This window comes from Arthrobacter sp. P1_D4 (assembly GCF_056406115.1).
Map to the genome: position 1 here is coordinate 68,594 of NZ_JBFUAU010000008.1, position 15,379 is coordinate 83,972.

Below are 15,379 nucleotides of genomic sequence, written 5' to 3' on the forward strand. Positions count from 1 at the left end.
TCACAGCGGGATGTTCCCGTGCTTCTTGGCGGGCAGGGCGGCCCGCTTGTCCCGGAGGGCGCGCAGGCCCTTGATAATCTGCAGCCGGGTCTCGGACGGTGCGATAACCGCGTCCACATAGCCGAGCTGGGCGGCCTGGTACGGGTTGAGCAGCTCTTCCTCGTACTGGCGGATCACCTCGGCGCGCTTGGCCTCGACGTCGCCGCCGTCCTCCGCCACCGCGGCGAGTTCGCGGCGGTACAGGATGTTCACGGCACCCTGGGCGCCCATGACGCCGATCTGGGCGGTGGGCCAGGCGAGGTTGAGGTCCGCGCCGAGCTTCTTGGAGCCCATCACGATGTAGGCCCCGCCGTAGGCCTTGCGGGTGATTACGGTCAGCTTGGGCACGGTGGCCTCGGCGTACGCGTATAGCAGCTTGGCGCCGCGGCGGATGATGCCCTGGAACTCCTGGTCCTTGCCTGGCAGGAAGCCCGGCACGTCCACGAGCGTGATGATGGGGATGTTGAAGGCATCGCAGTGCCGGACGAAGCGTGCGGCCTTTTCCGAGGCCGCAATGTCCAGGGTGCCGGCGAACTGCATGGGCTGGTTGGCCACGATGCCCACCGTGTGGCCCTCGACCCGGCCGTAGCCGATGATCACGTTCGGGGCATAGAGGGACTGCATCTCGAGGAAGTGGGCGTCGTCGACAATTTGCTCGATGACCTTGCGCATGTCGTACGGTTGGTTGGCCGAGTCCGGGATCAGCGCGTCCAGGGCGAGATCGTCGTCGTCGACCTCCAGTTCCTGCTGGTGCTCCAGCACCGGGGCCTCGGCGAGGTTGTTCGAGGGCAGGAAGTCGAGCAGTTCGCGGACGAACTCGACGGCGTCGGCCTCGTCGGAGGCCAGGTAAGTCGAGGTGCCGGTGTTGGCGTTGTGCTGCCGGGCGCCGCCGAGGGTTTCCATGTCCACGTCTTCGCCGGTGACCGTCTTGATGACGTCCGGGCCGGTGATGAACATGTGCGAGGTCTTGTCCACCATGACCACATAGTCGGTCAGGGCGGGGGAGTAGGCTGCGCCGCCGGCGGACGGGCCCATGATGAGGGAGATCTGCGGGACGACGCCGGAGGCGTGGACGTTGTTGCGGAAGATGTCCGCGAACATCGCCAGGGAGGCGACACCCTCCTGGATGCGGGCACCGCCGCCGTCGAGGATGCCGACCACGGGGCAGCCGTTGCGCAGCGCGAACTCCTGGACCTTGACGATCTTTTCGCCGTTGACCTGGCTCAGCGAGCCGCCGTAGACGGAGAAATCCTGGCTGTAGACCGCGACCGGGCGGCCGTCCACCGTGCCGTAGCCGGAGACGAGGCCGTCGCCGAGGGGCTTCTTCTTCTCCATGCCGAACGCGGTGGAGCGGTGCACGGCCAGCGCATCGAATTCGACGAAGGAGCCGGCGTCCAGCAACAGGTCGATGCGCTCGCGGGCGGTGTTCTTGCCGCGCGCGTGCTGCTTGGCGATCGCTTCCGGGCCGGAGGGCTGTTCGGCACGGGCCTGGCGGTCGCGGAAATCCGCAATCTTTCCCGCAGTCGTGGTCAGATCGTGGCTCATCAAGTTTCTCCGGCTCTGTCGCAAGGTTGTACGGCGCCCGTCGCGTGGGGTCCTTTGGCTGGAATCCACAAAAGCAGGGCTCTGCTGGCAAGTCTAGTGACGGTATTGGCCGGTGCCGCTGTAGGGAACCTACAATTTTCCCGCCGCGAAGCTCCCGCACCGCTTTGTTACCCGCCAGTAACATTGGTCGGCTAGAGTGTGGGAATGACTTCAAGCAACGATGCTTCGGGCACCGCCGCAGGGCCGTACCAGGCCGCCGGTTCCCTCCAGGGCCGCACTGTCCTCATCTCCGGGGGCAGCCGTGGCATCGGCCTGGCCATCGCGCTCCGCGCGGCCCGGGACGGCGCCAACATTGTCCTGATGGCCAAGACCGGTCAGCCCCACGCCAGGCTGGAGGGCACCGTGTATACCGCCGCCGAACAGATCGAGGCCGCCGGCGGCCAGGCCCTGCCGCTGGTCGGCGACGTGCGCAACGACGCCGACGTCGCCGGTGCAGTCGGCGCCGCCGTGGACCACTTTGGCGGGATCGACGTCGTCATCAACAATGCATCCGCGATTGACCTCTCCACCACCGACGACGTGGACATGAAGCGCTACGACCTCATGCAGGACATCAACGTGCGCGGGACGTTCCTGCTCTCGAAGATGGCGCTGCCGGCCCTGCGCGCCTCTGGGGCCGGGCACATCCTCACCCTCTCCCCGCCCCTGAACCTGGATCCGAAGTGGGCCGGCCTGCACCTGGCCTACACCATGGCCAAATACGGCATGAGCCTGACCACGCTGGGGCTGGCCGAGGAACTCAAGGCCGACGGCGTCGCCGTGAACTCACTCTGGCCGTGTACCTTGATCGACACCGCGGCCATCCGCAACATGCCCGGCGGCGACACGATCGTCAAGGGCGCCCGCAGCCCCGAAATCATGGCCGACGCCGCCCACGCCGTGCTGACCGGCGGCAACGCGGTCCCCGCCCACGGCAGCCGGAGCGGCAACTTCTATACCGATGAGCAGGTTCTCGCGGCGGCAGGGGTGACGGACTTCAGCCCGTACAGCCTCGGCGCGCCGGAGGCCCAGCTGGTCCCGGACATCTTCCTCTGAACTTGCTGGGTCTTTTGTGGCCGTCTGCCCCGCGGAATTTCCCCTCATTTGGCGCCCGGGCGCCGGAATCAGCGGTGTGTTCGGCCGACACGCCGGACATCCCGGCCAAAGGTGGGGAGTTTCGGCGGAGGCATGTGAGGCAGACGGCCGGGGCCCCGGTGCGCTTTCCTCGGTAGGATTCAAGGATGGAAGCCGCGCAGGAAACCCCGGACCGTCCGCCCCTGGACCTGAGTGCCCTCAGTGATGAGGCGTTCCTGTCCGCCAACGGAATTCCGCGCCTGACGGTGCTCGAGTCCACCGGCTCCACCAACGCCGACCTCCTCCGCGGGGTGACCGAGGATCCCGGCGCGTGGCCGGACCTGTCAGTGCTGACCGCCGAGTACCAGAGCGACGCGCGCGGCCGGCTGGACCGCCGGTGGGAGGCGCCGGCCCGCAGCTCGGTCTCTGTCTCCCTGGTGCTCCTGCCGGTCAACGGGGCCGGCCGGCCGCTGCCGACCCACAGGTACTCCTGGCTCTCCCTTCTGGCCGCCCTCGCCCTGCGTGAGGCCCTGACGGAAACGGCAGGCCTTCCGGCGGAACTCAAATGGCCCAACGACGTCCTGGTCCGGGGCCGGAAGATCGCCGGCATCCTGGCCCAGCTCGGCCCGCTCGGCGCCGGCGGCGCGCCGCCGGTCATCCTCGGCACCGGCCTGAACGTCACGCTGACGGAGCCCGAACTCCCGGTTCCCACCGCCACCTCCGTGCTGCTGGAGAATCCGGACACAGTGGACCGGACGGAGCTCCTGAAGAGCTACCTGTCCCGCTTCGCCACCCTGTACCGGAGTTTCTGCAACGCCGACGGCGACCCCACCGCCGGCATGGCCGGTGGCCCGTCGCTGCACAAACGCGTGGAGCACCTCCTCTCAACCCTCGGCAAACAGGTCCGGGCCCAACTCCCGGGCGACCACGAGATCATTGGCCACGCCACGCGCCTGGACGAATACGGCTCCCTGCTGGTGGTCGATGCCGCGGGCCATGAACATGTGGTGACCGCCGGCGACGTCGTGCACCTGAGGCCGTGGAACCCGGCCGGGACCGGCGGCCAGGGCGCCGGCAGCGGCGGAGCAGAAAGCGGCTATGCGTAGAGTGCTCCTGCCGGGAGAGCAAGTGATTGTGGTGACCCGGCCCCAGCCCAGGATGCTCATTGTCCCGGCGCTGATGTTCATTGTTGTTCCGGCCTTGGCCGCCTACGCCTGCGCCTGGGTTGTCAAGGGCGGCCCGGCGCGGCTCGTCCCCCTCGTCCCGAAAGAGTGGACCCCCTGGCTCCTCGCCGTGTGCCTGGCGTTGGCGGCGTGGGTGCTGCTGGGCTATTGCCTCCCGCGGGTCATTGCGTGGCACGCCACCCGTTACATCCTCACCAGTCAGCGCATAGTTGCCCGATACGGCATGTTACGGCGGCGCGATGAACAGGTCCCCCTCGCCGCCGTCCGCCATGTGGCCATTGAGCAATCCTTGTTGCAGCGCCTATTGCACTCCGGGAATATATCCTTGGAAACCGGGTACCCCCTTGGAACGGTGGTCCCCGATGTCCCGGAGGTCGCGACATTCCGTAATTTCCTGCTGGACGCCATCGACGACCTCCCGCAGGGCGAGGCGTCCGGCGCCGATGGCATGACCGACAACGCCGATGGCATGACCTACAACCCGGGCGAGGCCTGGCCGTGGGAGACGAGAGAAGGTGGAAGAGATGAACGCTGAGAACGTCCACCAGGACATCGATCTCGCTGCCCCGGATTTGCCCCGGGAGCCCGAGGACGCCGCCGGTTCGGCTGCCGCCGACAGCGACGCCGGGACCGCCTTCGGCAGCGAAGCCGGCGCGCTCATCGAACCCGCCGCCGAACCCGAACCCGAAGTCGAGCCAGACGAACCCGAACCCAACGAAGCCGCCGGACCCGCCGAAGCTGAACCCGTGGCCCCGCCCACCGGCACGATGTCCGCTGAACGGCTCGCCGCCAAGGCCCTGGAAGCGCGGCTGCTGGGCGGAGAACGCAAGCTTCGGCGTCGTGAAGTAGCTGCCGGTGCAGGGCTCTCGCTGCTCTCTGCCCGGAAACTTTGGCGCGCCCTGGGTTTTCCCAACCTCGGGGATGAAGATGTCGCCTTCACCGAGCGTGACCAGGCCGCCCTGTCCACCATCGTGGACCTGGTGCGCGACGGCAAGCTCACCGAGGAAGCCGCAATCTCCATCACCCGGGCCATCGGCCAGATGACCGACCGGATGGTGGTGTGGCAGATCGAGGCCCTCGTGGAGGACATGGTCCAGGAACATGGCGTGACCGACGCCGTCGCCCGCAAGCGGCTCGTCAGCGAGTTGCCGAACCTGATTGACCCCCTCGAGGAGATGCTCGCCTACTCCTGGCGCCGCCAGCTCAACGCCGGTGTGCAGCGCCTGGCAGTCCGGGCCGAAGCCGGGCTGCAGTCCAGCGAAGAGGGCCGCGAAGGCGACGAGGACGATGCGCCCCTGCCGTTGGCCCGGGCGGTTGGCTTCGCTGACCTTGTCTCCTACACCAGCCTGTCCCGCCGGATGAACGAGAAGACGCTCGCCCAGCTGGTGCAGCGCTTCGAGAACAAGTGCGCCGAAATCATCTCGGTCGGCGGCGGCCGGCTGGTCAAGACCGTCGGCGACGAAGTCCTGTACATTGCCGAGACTCCGGCGGCCGGCGCCGAGATTTCCCTGGCCCTGTCCCGTGCCTTCACCGACGACGAGATCCTGCCCCAGGCCCGCGTGGCCATGGTGTGGGGCCGCATCCTCTCCCGCCTCGGCGACATCTACGGACCCACCGTCAACCTCGCCGCCCGCCTGACGGCTCTCGCGGACCCTGGAACAGTGCTGGTGGATTCGATGACCGCGGCCGCGCTGGAGCAGGACGAACGCTTCGTCCTGGTGCCCCGGCCGGCCGAGGACGTCCGAGGGTTCGGTGAAATCCACCCGGTGCAGCTGCAGCCCGGCAGCGGCCGGGGCCTGATCCTGGACTGAACGCCGGATCAGCCCGGCGGCAGGCCGTGGCGGGCTTCTCAGCTGAGCGGCGCATATGCAATAGTCGGACCGGCAGTTGCGATCCGGCCGGGTTGTGAACGCCGTCAACCCCCGCGCACCAGTGAAGCCGCGCACCACTGTATTGAGGACCGCCATGAACCCATCGCCAGACGCCCCCATTCCGCCGTCGGACGGAAAACGGGGACCGCTACTGCGCTGCGGGTACGGCACGGACCGGGGACTGCGCCGCGAGGCGAACGAGGACGCCTTCCTTGCCGCGGACCCCGTCTTCGCCGTAGCGGATGGCATGGGCGGGCACGAGGCCGGCGAAGTTGCCAGCAGCATCTGCGTGCGCACCCTGGCCGAGCTGCCACAGTCCAAGACCGGCAGCCGGGATGCGACAGCGGACATCCTGCAGGAGTACCTGCTCATGGCAGATGCGGGCATCCGTCACGCCACCGGATCGCGAGCCGGAACCACCCTGTCCGGCGTCGTGGTGGTGGAACAACAGGACGTTCCGTACTGGCTTGTCCTCAACATCGGAGACTCCCGCACCTACCGGTACAGCCACGGCCAGCTCGCACAGATCAGCGTGGACCATTCCGAAGTCCAGGAACTCCTTGACACCGGCCAGATCACCGAGGCCGAGGCCGCCGTGTACCCCCGCAGGCACGTGGTGACCCGGGCGCTGGGAACCGGGGATGACTCCGAGGCCGACTTCTGGCTGGTTCCCCTTGAAGACGGCGACCGGATGCTGGTCTGCTCCGACGGCCTCAACGGCGAACTCAGCGATGAGAAGATCGCCGGCATCCTCGCGGCCGAGGCCGACCCCCAGGCGGCCGTGGACGAACTGATCCAGGCGGCCTTGCGCAGCGGCGGCCGGGACAACATCACGGCGATCGTGGTCGACGCCCGGACTGCAAACGTGGACGAGCCCGCCTGACCTCCTGGTCAGCGTCAGTCCAAATTCGGAAGCGGACCCCAGACCGGACCCTGGACCGGACAATGTCGGGGATCTAGGGCAGGATAGGTCTGTGAGCACAGGGAAGACCGCAGCAGAGACCGCAGCAGGGACTGAAGAAGCAGCCGAAGCAGCCCCCGGGCACGTCACGGACCCTCAAGGCCCCGCGGGGGAGCAGGTCCCCTCCGGGGACATCCGCGCGGAGTATGAAGACCTTGTTGAGCAGGTCCGCAAGCACCGCTTTGCCTACTACCAGCAGGACGCGCCGATCATCTCCGACGCCGAGTTCGACGAGCTCTACCGGCGGCTGGAAACGCTCGAAGCCATGCATCCGGAACTGGTGGCCAACGATTCGCCCACGCAGGAAGTCGGCGGCGAGGTGTCAGCGGCGTTTGCCGCCGTGCAGCATTTGCAGCGCATGTACAGCCTGGAGGATGTCTTCTCGCTCGAGGAGCTGGAGGCCTGGATGGTCAAGGCCGAGGCGGGCGTCGCCAAGCTCGGCAACGGCGGGAACCCGCCGTCGTGGCTCACCGAACTGAAGATCGACGGCCTGGCCGTCAACCTGCTCTACCGCGACGGCGCCCTGGTCCGGGCCGCAACCCGCGGGGACGGCACCACCGGCGAGGACATCACGCATAACGTCCTGACGATCAAGGAAATCCCGAAGCAGCTCAGCGGCACCGGCTTCCCGGCGGAGGTGGAGGTCCGCGGCGAAGTCTTCATCCCGTCGCAGGCCTTCGCGGAATTCAACGAAGCCCTGATCGAGGCCGGCAAGGCGCCGCTGGCCAACCCCCGCAACGCCGCCGCAGGTTCGCTGCGGCAGAAGGACCCCGCGGAAACCGCCAAGCGGCCGCTGCGGATGTACGTCCACGGCATCGGCGCCCGCGAGGGTCTCGACACCGCCAGCCAGTCCGAGACCTACCGCAAGCTGGCCGAGTGGGGACTGCCGACGAGCCCGTATTTCGAGGTTCTGGCCGGGCTTTCCGACGTGCTCGAATTCATCAAGCGCTACGGCGACAAGCGGCACAGCCTCACCCACGAGATCGACGGCATTGTGATCAAGGTGGACGACTTCGCCACCCAGCGGGCCCTGGGCTACACCACCCGGGTGCCGCGCTGGGCCGTGGCCTACAAGTACCCGCCCGAAGAGGTCCACACCAAGCTGCTCGACATCGCCGTCAACGTCGGCCGCACCGGCCGGGTCACCCCGTACGGCGTGATGGAACCGGTCAAAGTCGCCGGCTCCACCGTGGAAATGGCCACCCTGCACAACCAGGAAGTGGTCAAGGCCAAGGGCGTGAAGATCGGCGACATTGTGGTGCTGCGCAAGGCCGGAGACGTGATTCCGGAAATTGTGGGCCCGGTGCTGGCGCTGCGGGACCAGCAGGACCCTCCCGTTCGCGACTTCATCATGCCCACCGAATGCCCCGCGTGCGGCACGCCGTTGGCCCCCGGGAAGGAAGGGGACGTGGACATCCGCTGCCCCAACTCCCGGTCCTGCCCGGCGCAGCTGCGTGAACGCGTCTTCCACCTTGCCGGCCGCGGCGCCTTCGACATCGAGGCCCTCGGTTGGGAAGCCGCCATCGCACTGACCCAGCCGGCCGAGCCCGCGGAGCCGCCGCTGACCACCGAGGCGACACTGTTCGACCTCACTCCGGAGCAGCTCGCGGACGTCCGTGTCCGCCGGGAGAAGCGCTCCAAGGGTGTCGGCACCGGGGAATTCGAGCTGGTGCCCTACTTCTTCACCAAGGCCACCACCAAGACCCCGTCCAAGCCCACGGCCACGACGGACAAGCTCTTCCGGGAGCTGGAAAAAGCGAAATCCCAGCCGCTGTGGCGGATCCTGGTGGCCTTGTCCATCCGGCACGTCGGCCCGCGGGCCTCGCGCGCCCTCGCCACCGCGTTCGGCAGCATGGACGCCATCCGGCAGGCCTCCGAGGAGGAGCTCGCCCACGTGGACGGCGTGGGCCCGGTCATCGCCCAGGCGCTGACTGAATGGTTCGCCGAGGACTGGCACCGCGACATCGTGGACCGCTGGGCGGACGCCGGCGTCCGGATGGCGGACGAACGCGACGAGTCGACGCCCAGGACGCTGGAGGGGCTGACCGTGGTGGTGACCGGGAGCCTCGAGGGCTTCAGCCGCGATGAGGCCAAGGAAGCCATCCTGATCCGCGGCGGCAAGGCGGCCGGATCGGTGTCGAAGAACACCAGCTACGTGGTGGCGGGCGAGAACGCCGGCACGAAGCTGGACAAGGCCGAACAGCTCGGCGTCCCGGTCCTGGATGAGGACGGTTTCCGTGCCCTGCTGGCGAACGGGCCGGCCGGCACCGGCGCGGACGGCAGCGCGGAGAGGGTGCCGGGCAGCGGCGCGGACGGCCTCCCGGACCCGGCCGACGGCGGCGGGGCCCCCGGCGTCGAGGTTGCTGCGGCCGAATGAGTTCCCACTCCGCGGGTCCTCCCGCACCTGGCATTCCGGAGCTGCTCGAACTGGCCAAGTCGGCCGCGGCGGCGGGCGCCGCCGTCCTGGCCACCCGGAAGACCGCGGCCCTGGACGTCAGCAACAAGGGCGACTCAGGAGACTGGGTGACCGCCTTCGACCTCGCCGCCGAAGCCGCCGTCCGGGACGTCATCACCGCCGCCCGGCCGTGGGACATCATCACGGGGGAGGAGGGCGGCACCGTCCTGCCGGCGGAGCCCAGCGGCTACCGCTGGTCCATCGACCCGCTCGATGGCACCACCAATTTCATCCGCAACATCGTCTACTACGCCACCTCCGTGGCGGTGGCCGACGCCGACGGCGTCTGGCTGGCCGGCGTCGTCAGCGCACCGGCGCTGGGACGCACCTACTACGCGTCCCGCGGCGAGGGCGCCTGGCTCCAGGAGCAGGGCCAGGTGACCGCCCTGTTCGGCCCGGTCCCCGGACGGACCGGCCAGATCCTGGCCACGGGCTTCAGCTACGATCCCGGCGTGCGGGCGGAACAGGCCGCAGGCCTCGGCACCCTGATGGACGGCTTCGCCGACATGCGCCGGCTCGGGTCCGCGGCACTGGACCTGTGCCTCGTGGCGGACGGCACGCACGACGCCTACGGTGAGCGCGGGCTCAACGAACACGACTTCGCCGCCGGGGCCCTGATCGCCGAGGAGGCAGGCTGCTGGGTGCGCCGGCCGCGGCTCACCAGCCCCCTGGCCGGCGGCCCCTCCGACGACGAGCGCCTCACAGCATGGACGTGCGCCGGGCCGCTGGAACTCTCCGGCAAGTTCCCGCTCTAACGTCGTCTCGCCGGGCAGGCTCTACGCCTGTCAGATGCGCCTGAGTGATAGTTCAGTCACGGAAACGGCCTTTCCGGGCACGGCCCGGGCCGGGCGCCCGTACCATTGACAGGTGCCTTCGCAGATCCTTATTCGCCCCGCCGTTCCGGCCGACTTCGACGCCATAGCGCGCATCACCCGGGACGCCTACCTGGCGGCGGGCTACTTTGAGAGCGCCGACCACCCCTACATGCAGCAGATCCAGAACGTCGGGCAGCGCGCGGCGGCCGCGACGGTTTGGGTCGCCGAGCGTGGGGGCCGGATCCTCGGCTCCGTGACGCTGGCGGTCGCCGGCGAGCCCTACGCGGACATCGCCTTCAGCGACGAGCTCGAGTTCAGGATGCTCGTGGTGGACCCCTCCGTGCAGCGCAGCGGTGCCGGCAAGGCCATGGTCCAGGCCATCATCGAGCACGCCAGGGCCCTGCCCGGCATCCACGCCGTGGCCCTCACCACGGGCGAGAGCTGGGAAAGCGCCCACGGCCTCTACCTGAAGACCGGCTTCGTCCGGGCGCCGGAGCGCGACTGGCTCGTGCCGGGCACGGACATCAAACTGCTCGTTTACCGCCAGGAACTCTAGCCGGGGCGGTGGCCCCGCGCAGGTCCGCCGACACAAAGCAACCCGGTTTGGCGGCCCGGCCGTCCGGCGCCCTACAGTTGTGCCGATCCCTGCGGCAACTGCGAAAGGCCCACCATGCGCAAGACCTTCGGTACCGGCTCCACCTGGGAACAGACCCTCGGCTATTCCCGGGCTGTCCAGGTGGACAACACCCTCTACATCTCCGCGACCGCCGCCAGCGGTGAGGACGGAATCATGGGCGAGGACTTCTATACCCAGACCAGCTACATCCTGCAGAAGCTCGGCGCCGTGCTGGCCGAGGCCGGCTTCGGCTTCGAGGACGTGGTGCAGTCCAAGCTGTACCTGACGGACATCAGCCAGTGGGAAGAGGCCGGCCGGGCCCACGGCGAGGTCTTCGGCGACATCCGCCCCACGCTCTCCCTCGTTCACGTGCTGCCGTTCCTGGATCCCAAGATGCTCGTCGAGATCGAACTCGTCGCCCAGAAGAGCGCCACCTAGGGCCAAAGCGACGGTTGCCCGGGGCGTTGCGGGGGCCGGCCGGGCTCTGGCGGAACGTCGGGACTTGGAGTATGAAGGGCGCATGACCAAGGCGCACGGGCAGGGGCCCACCAGGATCCCCCTCATCGGCCAGTTCCGCTCCTATGACCGCTCGTGGCTGCGCGGCGATCTGATTGCCGGGGTCACCGTCGCGGCCCTGATCGTTCCGAAGAACCTCGGGTACGCAGGCATCGCCGGGATCCCGCTGCAGAACGGCCTGTATGCCGCGGCCGCCGGCGCCATCGTCTACGCGATCTTCGGCACGTGCCGGCAGATCTCGATGGGCCCGAGTTCGGGCCTGGCGGCGGTGGCCGCGAGTGCCGTGCTCGCGGGGGGCATCACCGGCGAGCAGGATGTCGCCTCGTTCGTTGCCGGAATTACCCTTGCCTCCGGCATCCTGTTCCTGATTCTTGCCGTCTTCAAGATGGGCTGGATTGCGCAGTTCCTCTCGAAGGCCGTGGTCACCGGCTTCCTTTTCGGCGCGGCGATCGACGTCGTGATCGGCGAGCTCCCCAAACTCACGGGGACCGAGGTCACCGGCTCGAATCCGCTCCAGGAGCTGTGGTCGTGGCTGGGCACCCTGGGCGAGGCACAGCCGACCACCGTGGTGGTGGGGGTCATCGCGCTGGCTGTGGTCTTCGGGCTGAAAGCCATCGCTCCCCAAGTCCCCGGCGCCCTGGTCCTGGTGGTGGGCGGACTGGCGGCGGAGGCGCTCTTCGGTCTCGGGGCCAAAGGCGTGGCCCTGGTGGGCGACGTACCCAGCGGGCTGCCCTCGCTGCAGGTCCCGGACGGCCAACTCATGTGGGACCACGTCGGCACCGTGGCGCTCGCGGCGGTGGCACTGGTCCTGATCGGCTTCTCCCAGACCGCAGGGGATGCCAGGGCGTTCGCTGCCAAACACCGCTACCAGATCGACATCAACCAGGAATCCATTGCCCAGTCAATGGCCAACATCGCCTCGGGTCTGTTCAAGGGGATGCCCGTCTCGACGAGCCTGTCCGCGAGCTCGCTGAACGACCACTCGGGGGCGAAGACCGGACTGGCCTCCCTCACCTCGGGGATCACCGTCCTGCTCACGCTGCTGTTCCTGGCGCCGCTGTTCTCGATCCTGCCCAAGCCCGTGCTGGCGGCGCTGATCATCGAGGCCGTCGTCATGGGCATGATGAACGTGCCCGAGCTGCGGCGGCTGGCCCGCGTGCAGAAGTTCGACTTCTGGATTGCGGTCGCGGCCATCATCGGGACCCTCATCTTCGGCGTGCTGGCGGGCGTCGTCATTGGAATCGGGCTCTCGCTCATCTGGCTCGTCCGGGTGGCGACCCATCCGGAGATGCCCGACCTGGGCCGCGAGCCCGGGACCCAGGTCTTCCGCGACGCCGGTGAGCACCCCGGCGACGAGACCGTTCCCGGCATTGCCGTGATCCGGTTCGACGGCGGCCTGTTCTTCGCCACGGCCGATGCACTGGAGGACCGCCTGCGCGACGTCATCCAGTCGACGCCGGGGCTCACCGGGATCGTGCTCGACTGCGGCGGGATCAACTTCGTCGACTCGCAGGGGGCGGCAAAGGTGGCGGACATCGTCATCCTCGCCCGGGAGGCCGGGGTCAACCTGCGCCTGACCCGGCTGAAGCCCGCGGTCCGGTCGGTCCTGGAGCGGGACGGCGTGATCGAGCGCGTCGGGGCGGACATGATCCACGGCAACATCCACAGGGCCGTGCAGGCGGAGCAGGCGGCGGCACAGAGGGAGCCCGACGGCGCCTAGTGGCCGGCCGGGGCGGGGATTCCGTAGCGGTGCTCGGGGCGCCCGGTGGTGCCGTAGCGCAGCTGGATGTCGACGGCGCCGTCGTCCGCCAGCGCGGACAGATACCGCTGGGCGGTGGCCCGGGACACACCGACCCGGGCGGCGACGTCGGCGGCTGAATACTGCTCGCCGGGCACCAGGGATTCCAGCACCGCGGCCTCGGTGGCGGAGCGGGGACGTGCCGAGGCGACGACGTCGCCCGGGATCAGGGCGCGCTTGGCGCGCTCCACCGTCTCCTGGCTGACGGAGCCCGGCTGGGCCAGGATCCGGCGGTAGCGTGCATAGGAGCGCAGCTGCTGCGAAAGGGATTCGGCCGTGAAGGGCTTGAGCAGGTAGCCCAGTGCCCCGCGGCGGAACGCGAGCCGCAGCGAGGCCGTGTCCGAGGCCGCGCTGAGGATCACGGTATCGACGTCCAGCTGGTGCAGCAGGTCCAGGCCCGAAGCGTCCGGCAGGTAGACGTCCAGCAGCACCAGGTCCGGGCGGAGGCTGTGGATGGCCTGCAGTGCCTGGGACGCCGAGCCGGCCGGCGGCAGCGCCAGGAAGCCGGCCACCGAATCCACATAGGCGGCATGCAGCTTGGCGACGTGGAAATCATCGTCGACAATCAGCACCCTGAAATCCTCAGACATCGTTGTCCTCCCGGTTTGCTTCAGTGATTGCAGGTTCGGTCTTTCCCGGCAGCGTTGGCCCCGGTTCGGTGGTTCCCCGCAGCGTGGCGACGAAAACGGCGCCCGGGCCGCCGGGGGAGCCGGCTTCGAGCACCCGCACGTCTCCGCCGCGGCGGCGCGCGAGCTGTCGGGACAACGCCAGCCCCAGGCCCTGCCCTCCGCCAGGGCGCGCGGGCCGGACCGAGGTCGTGTAGCCTTCCGCGAAGACCCCCTCGGCCTCGGCGGCTGTCATTCCAACGCCCAGGCCGTCGCCGGAATCGGCCACCACAATGTGGAGTGTGCCGGCGCCTCCGTTGATGCCCGGTTCGTCCAGCACTTCGACTTCCACCCAGCGCTCGGCCGCGGATCCGGCGACGGCGGCGTTCACGGCGTTGTCGATCAGGTTCCCCAGGACGGTGGTGACGTCCTGGGGTTCGGTGACGTGGCCGCGGACCACGGATTCCGGGCCGAGGCGGAGACTCACGCCGCGCTCGTCCGCCTCGACGCCCTTGGCACCGAGGAAGGCCTGCAGGTAGGGGTCCTGGAGCAGCTCGGCCTGGTCCACCGGGAATGCCAGCGGCCCGGTGCCGGCCAGTTTGGCGAGATAGTCCTGGGCCTGCTGGGGCTCCCCGATGCTCATGAACCCGGCGATCGTGTGCAGCTGGTTGGCAAACTCGTGGCGCTGTGCCCGCAAAGCCGCGGACATGGTGCCGACGGCGTCGAGCTGGCGGGTCAGCTGCTGCAGCTCGGTCCGGTCCCGCAGCATCACCACCCAGCCCAGGTCCTCGCGGCCGTGCAGGGCCTTGCGGGCGCTCACCACCAGCACCCGGCCGCCGGCCACGAGTTCCACCGCCTCGCCCTCGGCCGCATCGGCCCGGGTCAGGGCCTTGAGTTGCTCCGGGACCGGCGCGGCGGCCCAGGCCGTGCCCGCGAGGTCCGGGACACCGAGCAGCCGCTGGGCGGCGGCGTTGAAAACGCTGACCCTGCCGTCGGCCGAAACGCCGATCACGCCGTCGTCGACCCCCTGTAACACGGCCACCTGGTCGTGCACCAGGGTGCTGATCTCCTCGGGTTCGAGCCCGAGGGTCAGCCGCTGCAGCCGCCGCCGCAGCAGGAAGGAGGCGAGCACGCCGGCCAGCAGCGCGCCGGCGGCCGTGACGGCGATGGGGATGATGTCCCGGGCCAGGCTTTGGCTGATCGTCTCGGTGGAGTAGCCCACGCTCACCTCGCCCACCACCGCCGTCGAGTCCGGGGCGTACACCGGGACCTTGGCGCCGGCGGACGGGCCCAGCGTGCCCGTGTTCCGCGTGGTGACCTCCCGGCCCGCGAGGGCGTCCGAGGGGTCGGTACTGACCTTTTCGCCCAGCCGCTCCGCGTCGGGGTGCGCCAGCCGGATGCCGGTCTCGTCCGTAATGACCACGAACAGGGCGCCGGTGCGGGTGCGGGCACCCTCCGCGGCAGCCATCAACGGACCGGCCAGCAGCTCGGCGGCCGGGGGAGCGGCGGGAAGGGCGCTGATGGACTGGACCTGAGCCCGCACGGAGGGGTCCGAGGCCACCGTCCGGGCCAGGGTCAGCGCCTGGTTCTCCGCCTCGCGGCCCAGCCGGTCATAGCTCAGCCAGGCGTGGACGGCGCTGCTCAGCAGCACCACCAGCGCCACGACGCCGAGCTGCAGCAGCAGTGTCTGGGTCGAAAAGCGCAGGGCCGGCAGTGCTGTGCGGCGCTTCATCGGGCTCCTGCCTGGGGTTGGTACGGACGTGAGCAAAATGCGCAAAATGCATCCAATAAGCAGTATGCCAATCAATTGAGCCAAAGGCCCAGTCGTGACGGGCGCCACTCTAACGTCTGTAGTGCGCAT

At 69.1% G+C, this 15,379-nt stretch carries 13 protein-coding genes; 10 read left to right on the top strand and 3 right to left on the bottom strand.

All coding sequences use genetic code 11. The annotated features are described in order from the left end of the window. Positions 1 to 1,584, bottom strand: coding sequence for an acyl-CoA carboxylase subunit beta (locus AC1D0A_RS09000; RefSeq protein ID WP_079551557.1), 1,584 nt, complete (start codon positions 1,582 to 1,584; stop codon positions 1 to 3). A gap of 204 nt (positions 1,585 to 1,788) precedes the next feature. Here AC1D0A_RS09000 and AC1D0A_RS09005 point away from each other — a divergent pair, with 204 nt between their 5' ends. The 10 genes from AC1D0A_RS09005 to AC1D0A_RS09050 all read left to right on the top strand — a co-directional run bounded on the left by AC1D0A_RS09005 (position 1,789) and on the right by AC1D0A_RS09050 (position 12,835). Next, positions 1,789 to 2,679 carry an SDR family oxidoreductase gene (locus tag AC1D0A_RS09005; RefSeq protein WP_243179665.1) on the top strand — a complete coding sequence of 297 codons (891 nt, stop codon included), beginning with the start codon at positions 1,789 to 1,791 and terminating at the stop codon, positions 2,677 to 2,679. A 185-nt stretch (positions 2,680 to 2,864) separates the two neighbouring features. Further along, positions 2,865 to 3,803, top strand: coding sequence for a biotin--[acetyl-CoA-carboxylase] ligase (locus tag AC1D0A_RS09010; protein WP_243179664.1), 939 nt, complete (start codon positions 2,865 to 2,867; stop codon positions 3,801 to 3,803). Further along, the gene (locus AC1D0A_RS09015; RefSeq protein WP_243179663.1) at positions 3,796 to 4,416 is read left to right on the top strand and encodes a PH domain-containing protein; all 621 of its coding nucleotides are present in this window, start codon (positions 3,796 to 3,798) and stop codon (positions 4,414 to 4,416) included. Before AC1D0A_RS09010 ends, AC1D0A_RS09015 begins: the two co-directional genes overlap by 8 nt. Continuing rightward, positions 4,406 to 5,692 carry an adenylate/guanylate cyclase domain-containing protein gene (locus AC1D0A_RS09020; protein WP_476945638.1) on the top strand — a complete coding sequence of 429 codons (1,287 nt, stop codon included), beginning with the start codon at positions 4,406 to 4,408 and terminating at the stop codon, positions 5,690 to 5,692. Before AC1D0A_RS09015 ends, AC1D0A_RS09020 begins: the two co-directional genes overlap by 11 nt. Before the next feature lie 154 nt (positions 5,693 to 5,846). Further along, positions 5,847 to 6,635 (top strand): PP2C family protein-serine/threonine phosphatase, encoded by a 789-nt coding sequence (locus AC1D0A_RS09025; protein ID WP_243179661.1) that lies wholly within the window; start codon positions 5,847 to 5,849, stop codon positions 6,633 to 6,635. 91 nt (positions 6,636 to 6,726) lie between these two features. After that, positions 6,727 to 9,090 carry an NAD-dependent DNA ligase LigA gene (gene ligA / locus AC1D0A_RS09030; RefSeq protein ID WP_308197236.1) on the top strand — a complete coding sequence of 788 codons (2,364 nt, stop codon included), beginning with the start codon at positions 6,727 to 6,729 and terminating at the stop codon, positions 9,088 to 9,090. Beyond that, positions 9,087 to 9,923 carry an inositol monophosphatase family protein gene (locus AC1D0A_RS09035; RefSeq protein ID WP_243179660.1) on the top strand — a complete coding sequence of 279 codons (837 nt, stop codon included), beginning with the start codon at positions 9,087 to 9,089 and terminating at the stop codon, positions 9,921 to 9,923. Before ligA ends, AC1D0A_RS09035 begins: the two co-directional genes overlap by 4 nt. Before the next feature lie 112 nt (positions 9,924 to 10,035). Then, complete coding sequence (locus tag AC1D0A_RS09040) at positions 10,036 to 10,539, top strand: GNAT family N-acetyltransferase (protein WP_243179659.1); 504 nt, start codon at positions 10,036 to 10,038, stop codon at positions 10,537 to 10,539. 114 nt (positions 10,540 to 10,653) lie between these two features. Further along, a complete protein-coding gene (locus AC1D0A_RS09045) occupies positions 10,654 to 11,037 on the top strand; it encodes a RidA family protein (RefSeq protein WP_243179658.1) in 384 nt (127 codons plus the stop codon). A gap of 82 nt (positions 11,038 to 11,119) precedes the next feature. Next, positions 11,120 to 12,835, top strand: coding sequence for a SulP family inorganic anion transporter (locus AC1D0A_RS09050; protein WP_243179657.1), 1,716 nt, complete (start codon positions 11,120 to 11,122; stop codon positions 12,833 to 12,835). Here the strand turns inward: AC1D0A_RS09050 and AC1D0A_RS09055 are convergent. Together AC1D0A_RS09055 and AC1D0A_RS09060 are read right to left on the bottom strand one after the other, a co-directional pair. Further along, complete coding sequence (locus tag AC1D0A_RS09055; protein WP_223914086.1) at positions 12,832 to 13,503, bottom strand: response regulator; 672 nt, start codon at positions 13,501 to 13,503, stop codon at positions 12,832 to 12,834. The two genes, AC1D0A_RS09050 and AC1D0A_RS09055, sit on opposite strands and share 4 nt — an antisense overlap. Continuing rightward, positions 13,496 to 15,250, bottom strand: a complete 1,755-nt coding sequence (locus tag AC1D0A_RS09060; RefSeq protein ID WP_476945639.1) for a sensor histidine kinase — start codon at positions 15,248 to 15,250, stop codon at positions 13,496 to 13,498. The genes AC1D0A_RS09055 and AC1D0A_RS09060 overlap by 8 nt, the downstream gene beginning before the upstream one ends. Positions 15,251 to 15,379 lie beyond the last annotated feature (129 nt).

Bases quoted from the DNA above. Each gene is read 5' to 3' on its own strand.
- AC1D0A_RS09050 (WP_243179657.1), top strand. From the start codon at position 11,120: ATGACCAAGGCGCACGGGCAGGGGCCCACCAGGATCCCCCTCATCGGC.
- AC1D0A_RS09005 (WP_243179665.1), top strand. From the start codon at position 1,789: ATGACTTCAAGCAACGATGCTTCGGGCACCGCCGCAGGGCCGTACCAG.
- AC1D0A_RS09045 (WP_243179658.1), top strand. From the start codon at position 10,654: ATGCGCAAGACCTTCGGTACCGGCTCCACCTGGGAACAGACCCTCGGC.
- AC1D0A_RS09025 (WP_243179661.1), top strand. From the start codon at position 5,847: ATGAACCCATCGCCAGACGCCCCCATTCCGCCGTCGGACGGAAAACGG.
- AC1D0A_RS09035 (WP_243179660.1), top strand. From the start codon at position 9,087: ATGAGTTCCCACTCCGCGGGTCCTCCCGCACCTGGCATTCCGGAGCTG.
- AC1D0A_RS09020 (WP_476945638.1), top strand. From the start codon at position 4,406: ATGAACGCTGAGAACGTCCACCAGGACATCGATCTCGCTGCCCCGGAT.
- AC1D0A_RS09055 (WP_223914086.1), bottom strand. From the start codon at position 13,503: ATGTCTGAGGATTTCAGGGTGCTGATTGTCGACGATGATTTCCACGTC.
- AC1D0A_RS09010 (WP_243179664.1), top strand. From the start codon at position 2,865: ATGGAAGCCGCGCAGGAAACCCCGGACCGTCCGCCCCTGGACCTGAGT.
- AC1D0A_RS09015 (WP_243179663.1), top strand. From the start codon at position 3,796: ATGCGTAGAGTGCTCCTGCCGGGAGAGCAAGTGATTGTGGTGACCCGG.
- AC1D0A_RS09000 (WP_079551557.1), bottom strand. From the start codon at position 1,584: ATGAGCCACGATCTGACCACGACTGCGGGAAAGATTGCGGATTTCCGC.
- AC1D0A_RS09060 (WP_476945639.1), bottom strand. From the start codon at position 15,250: ATGAAGCGCCGCACAGCACTGCCGGCCCTGCGCTTTTCGACCCAGACA.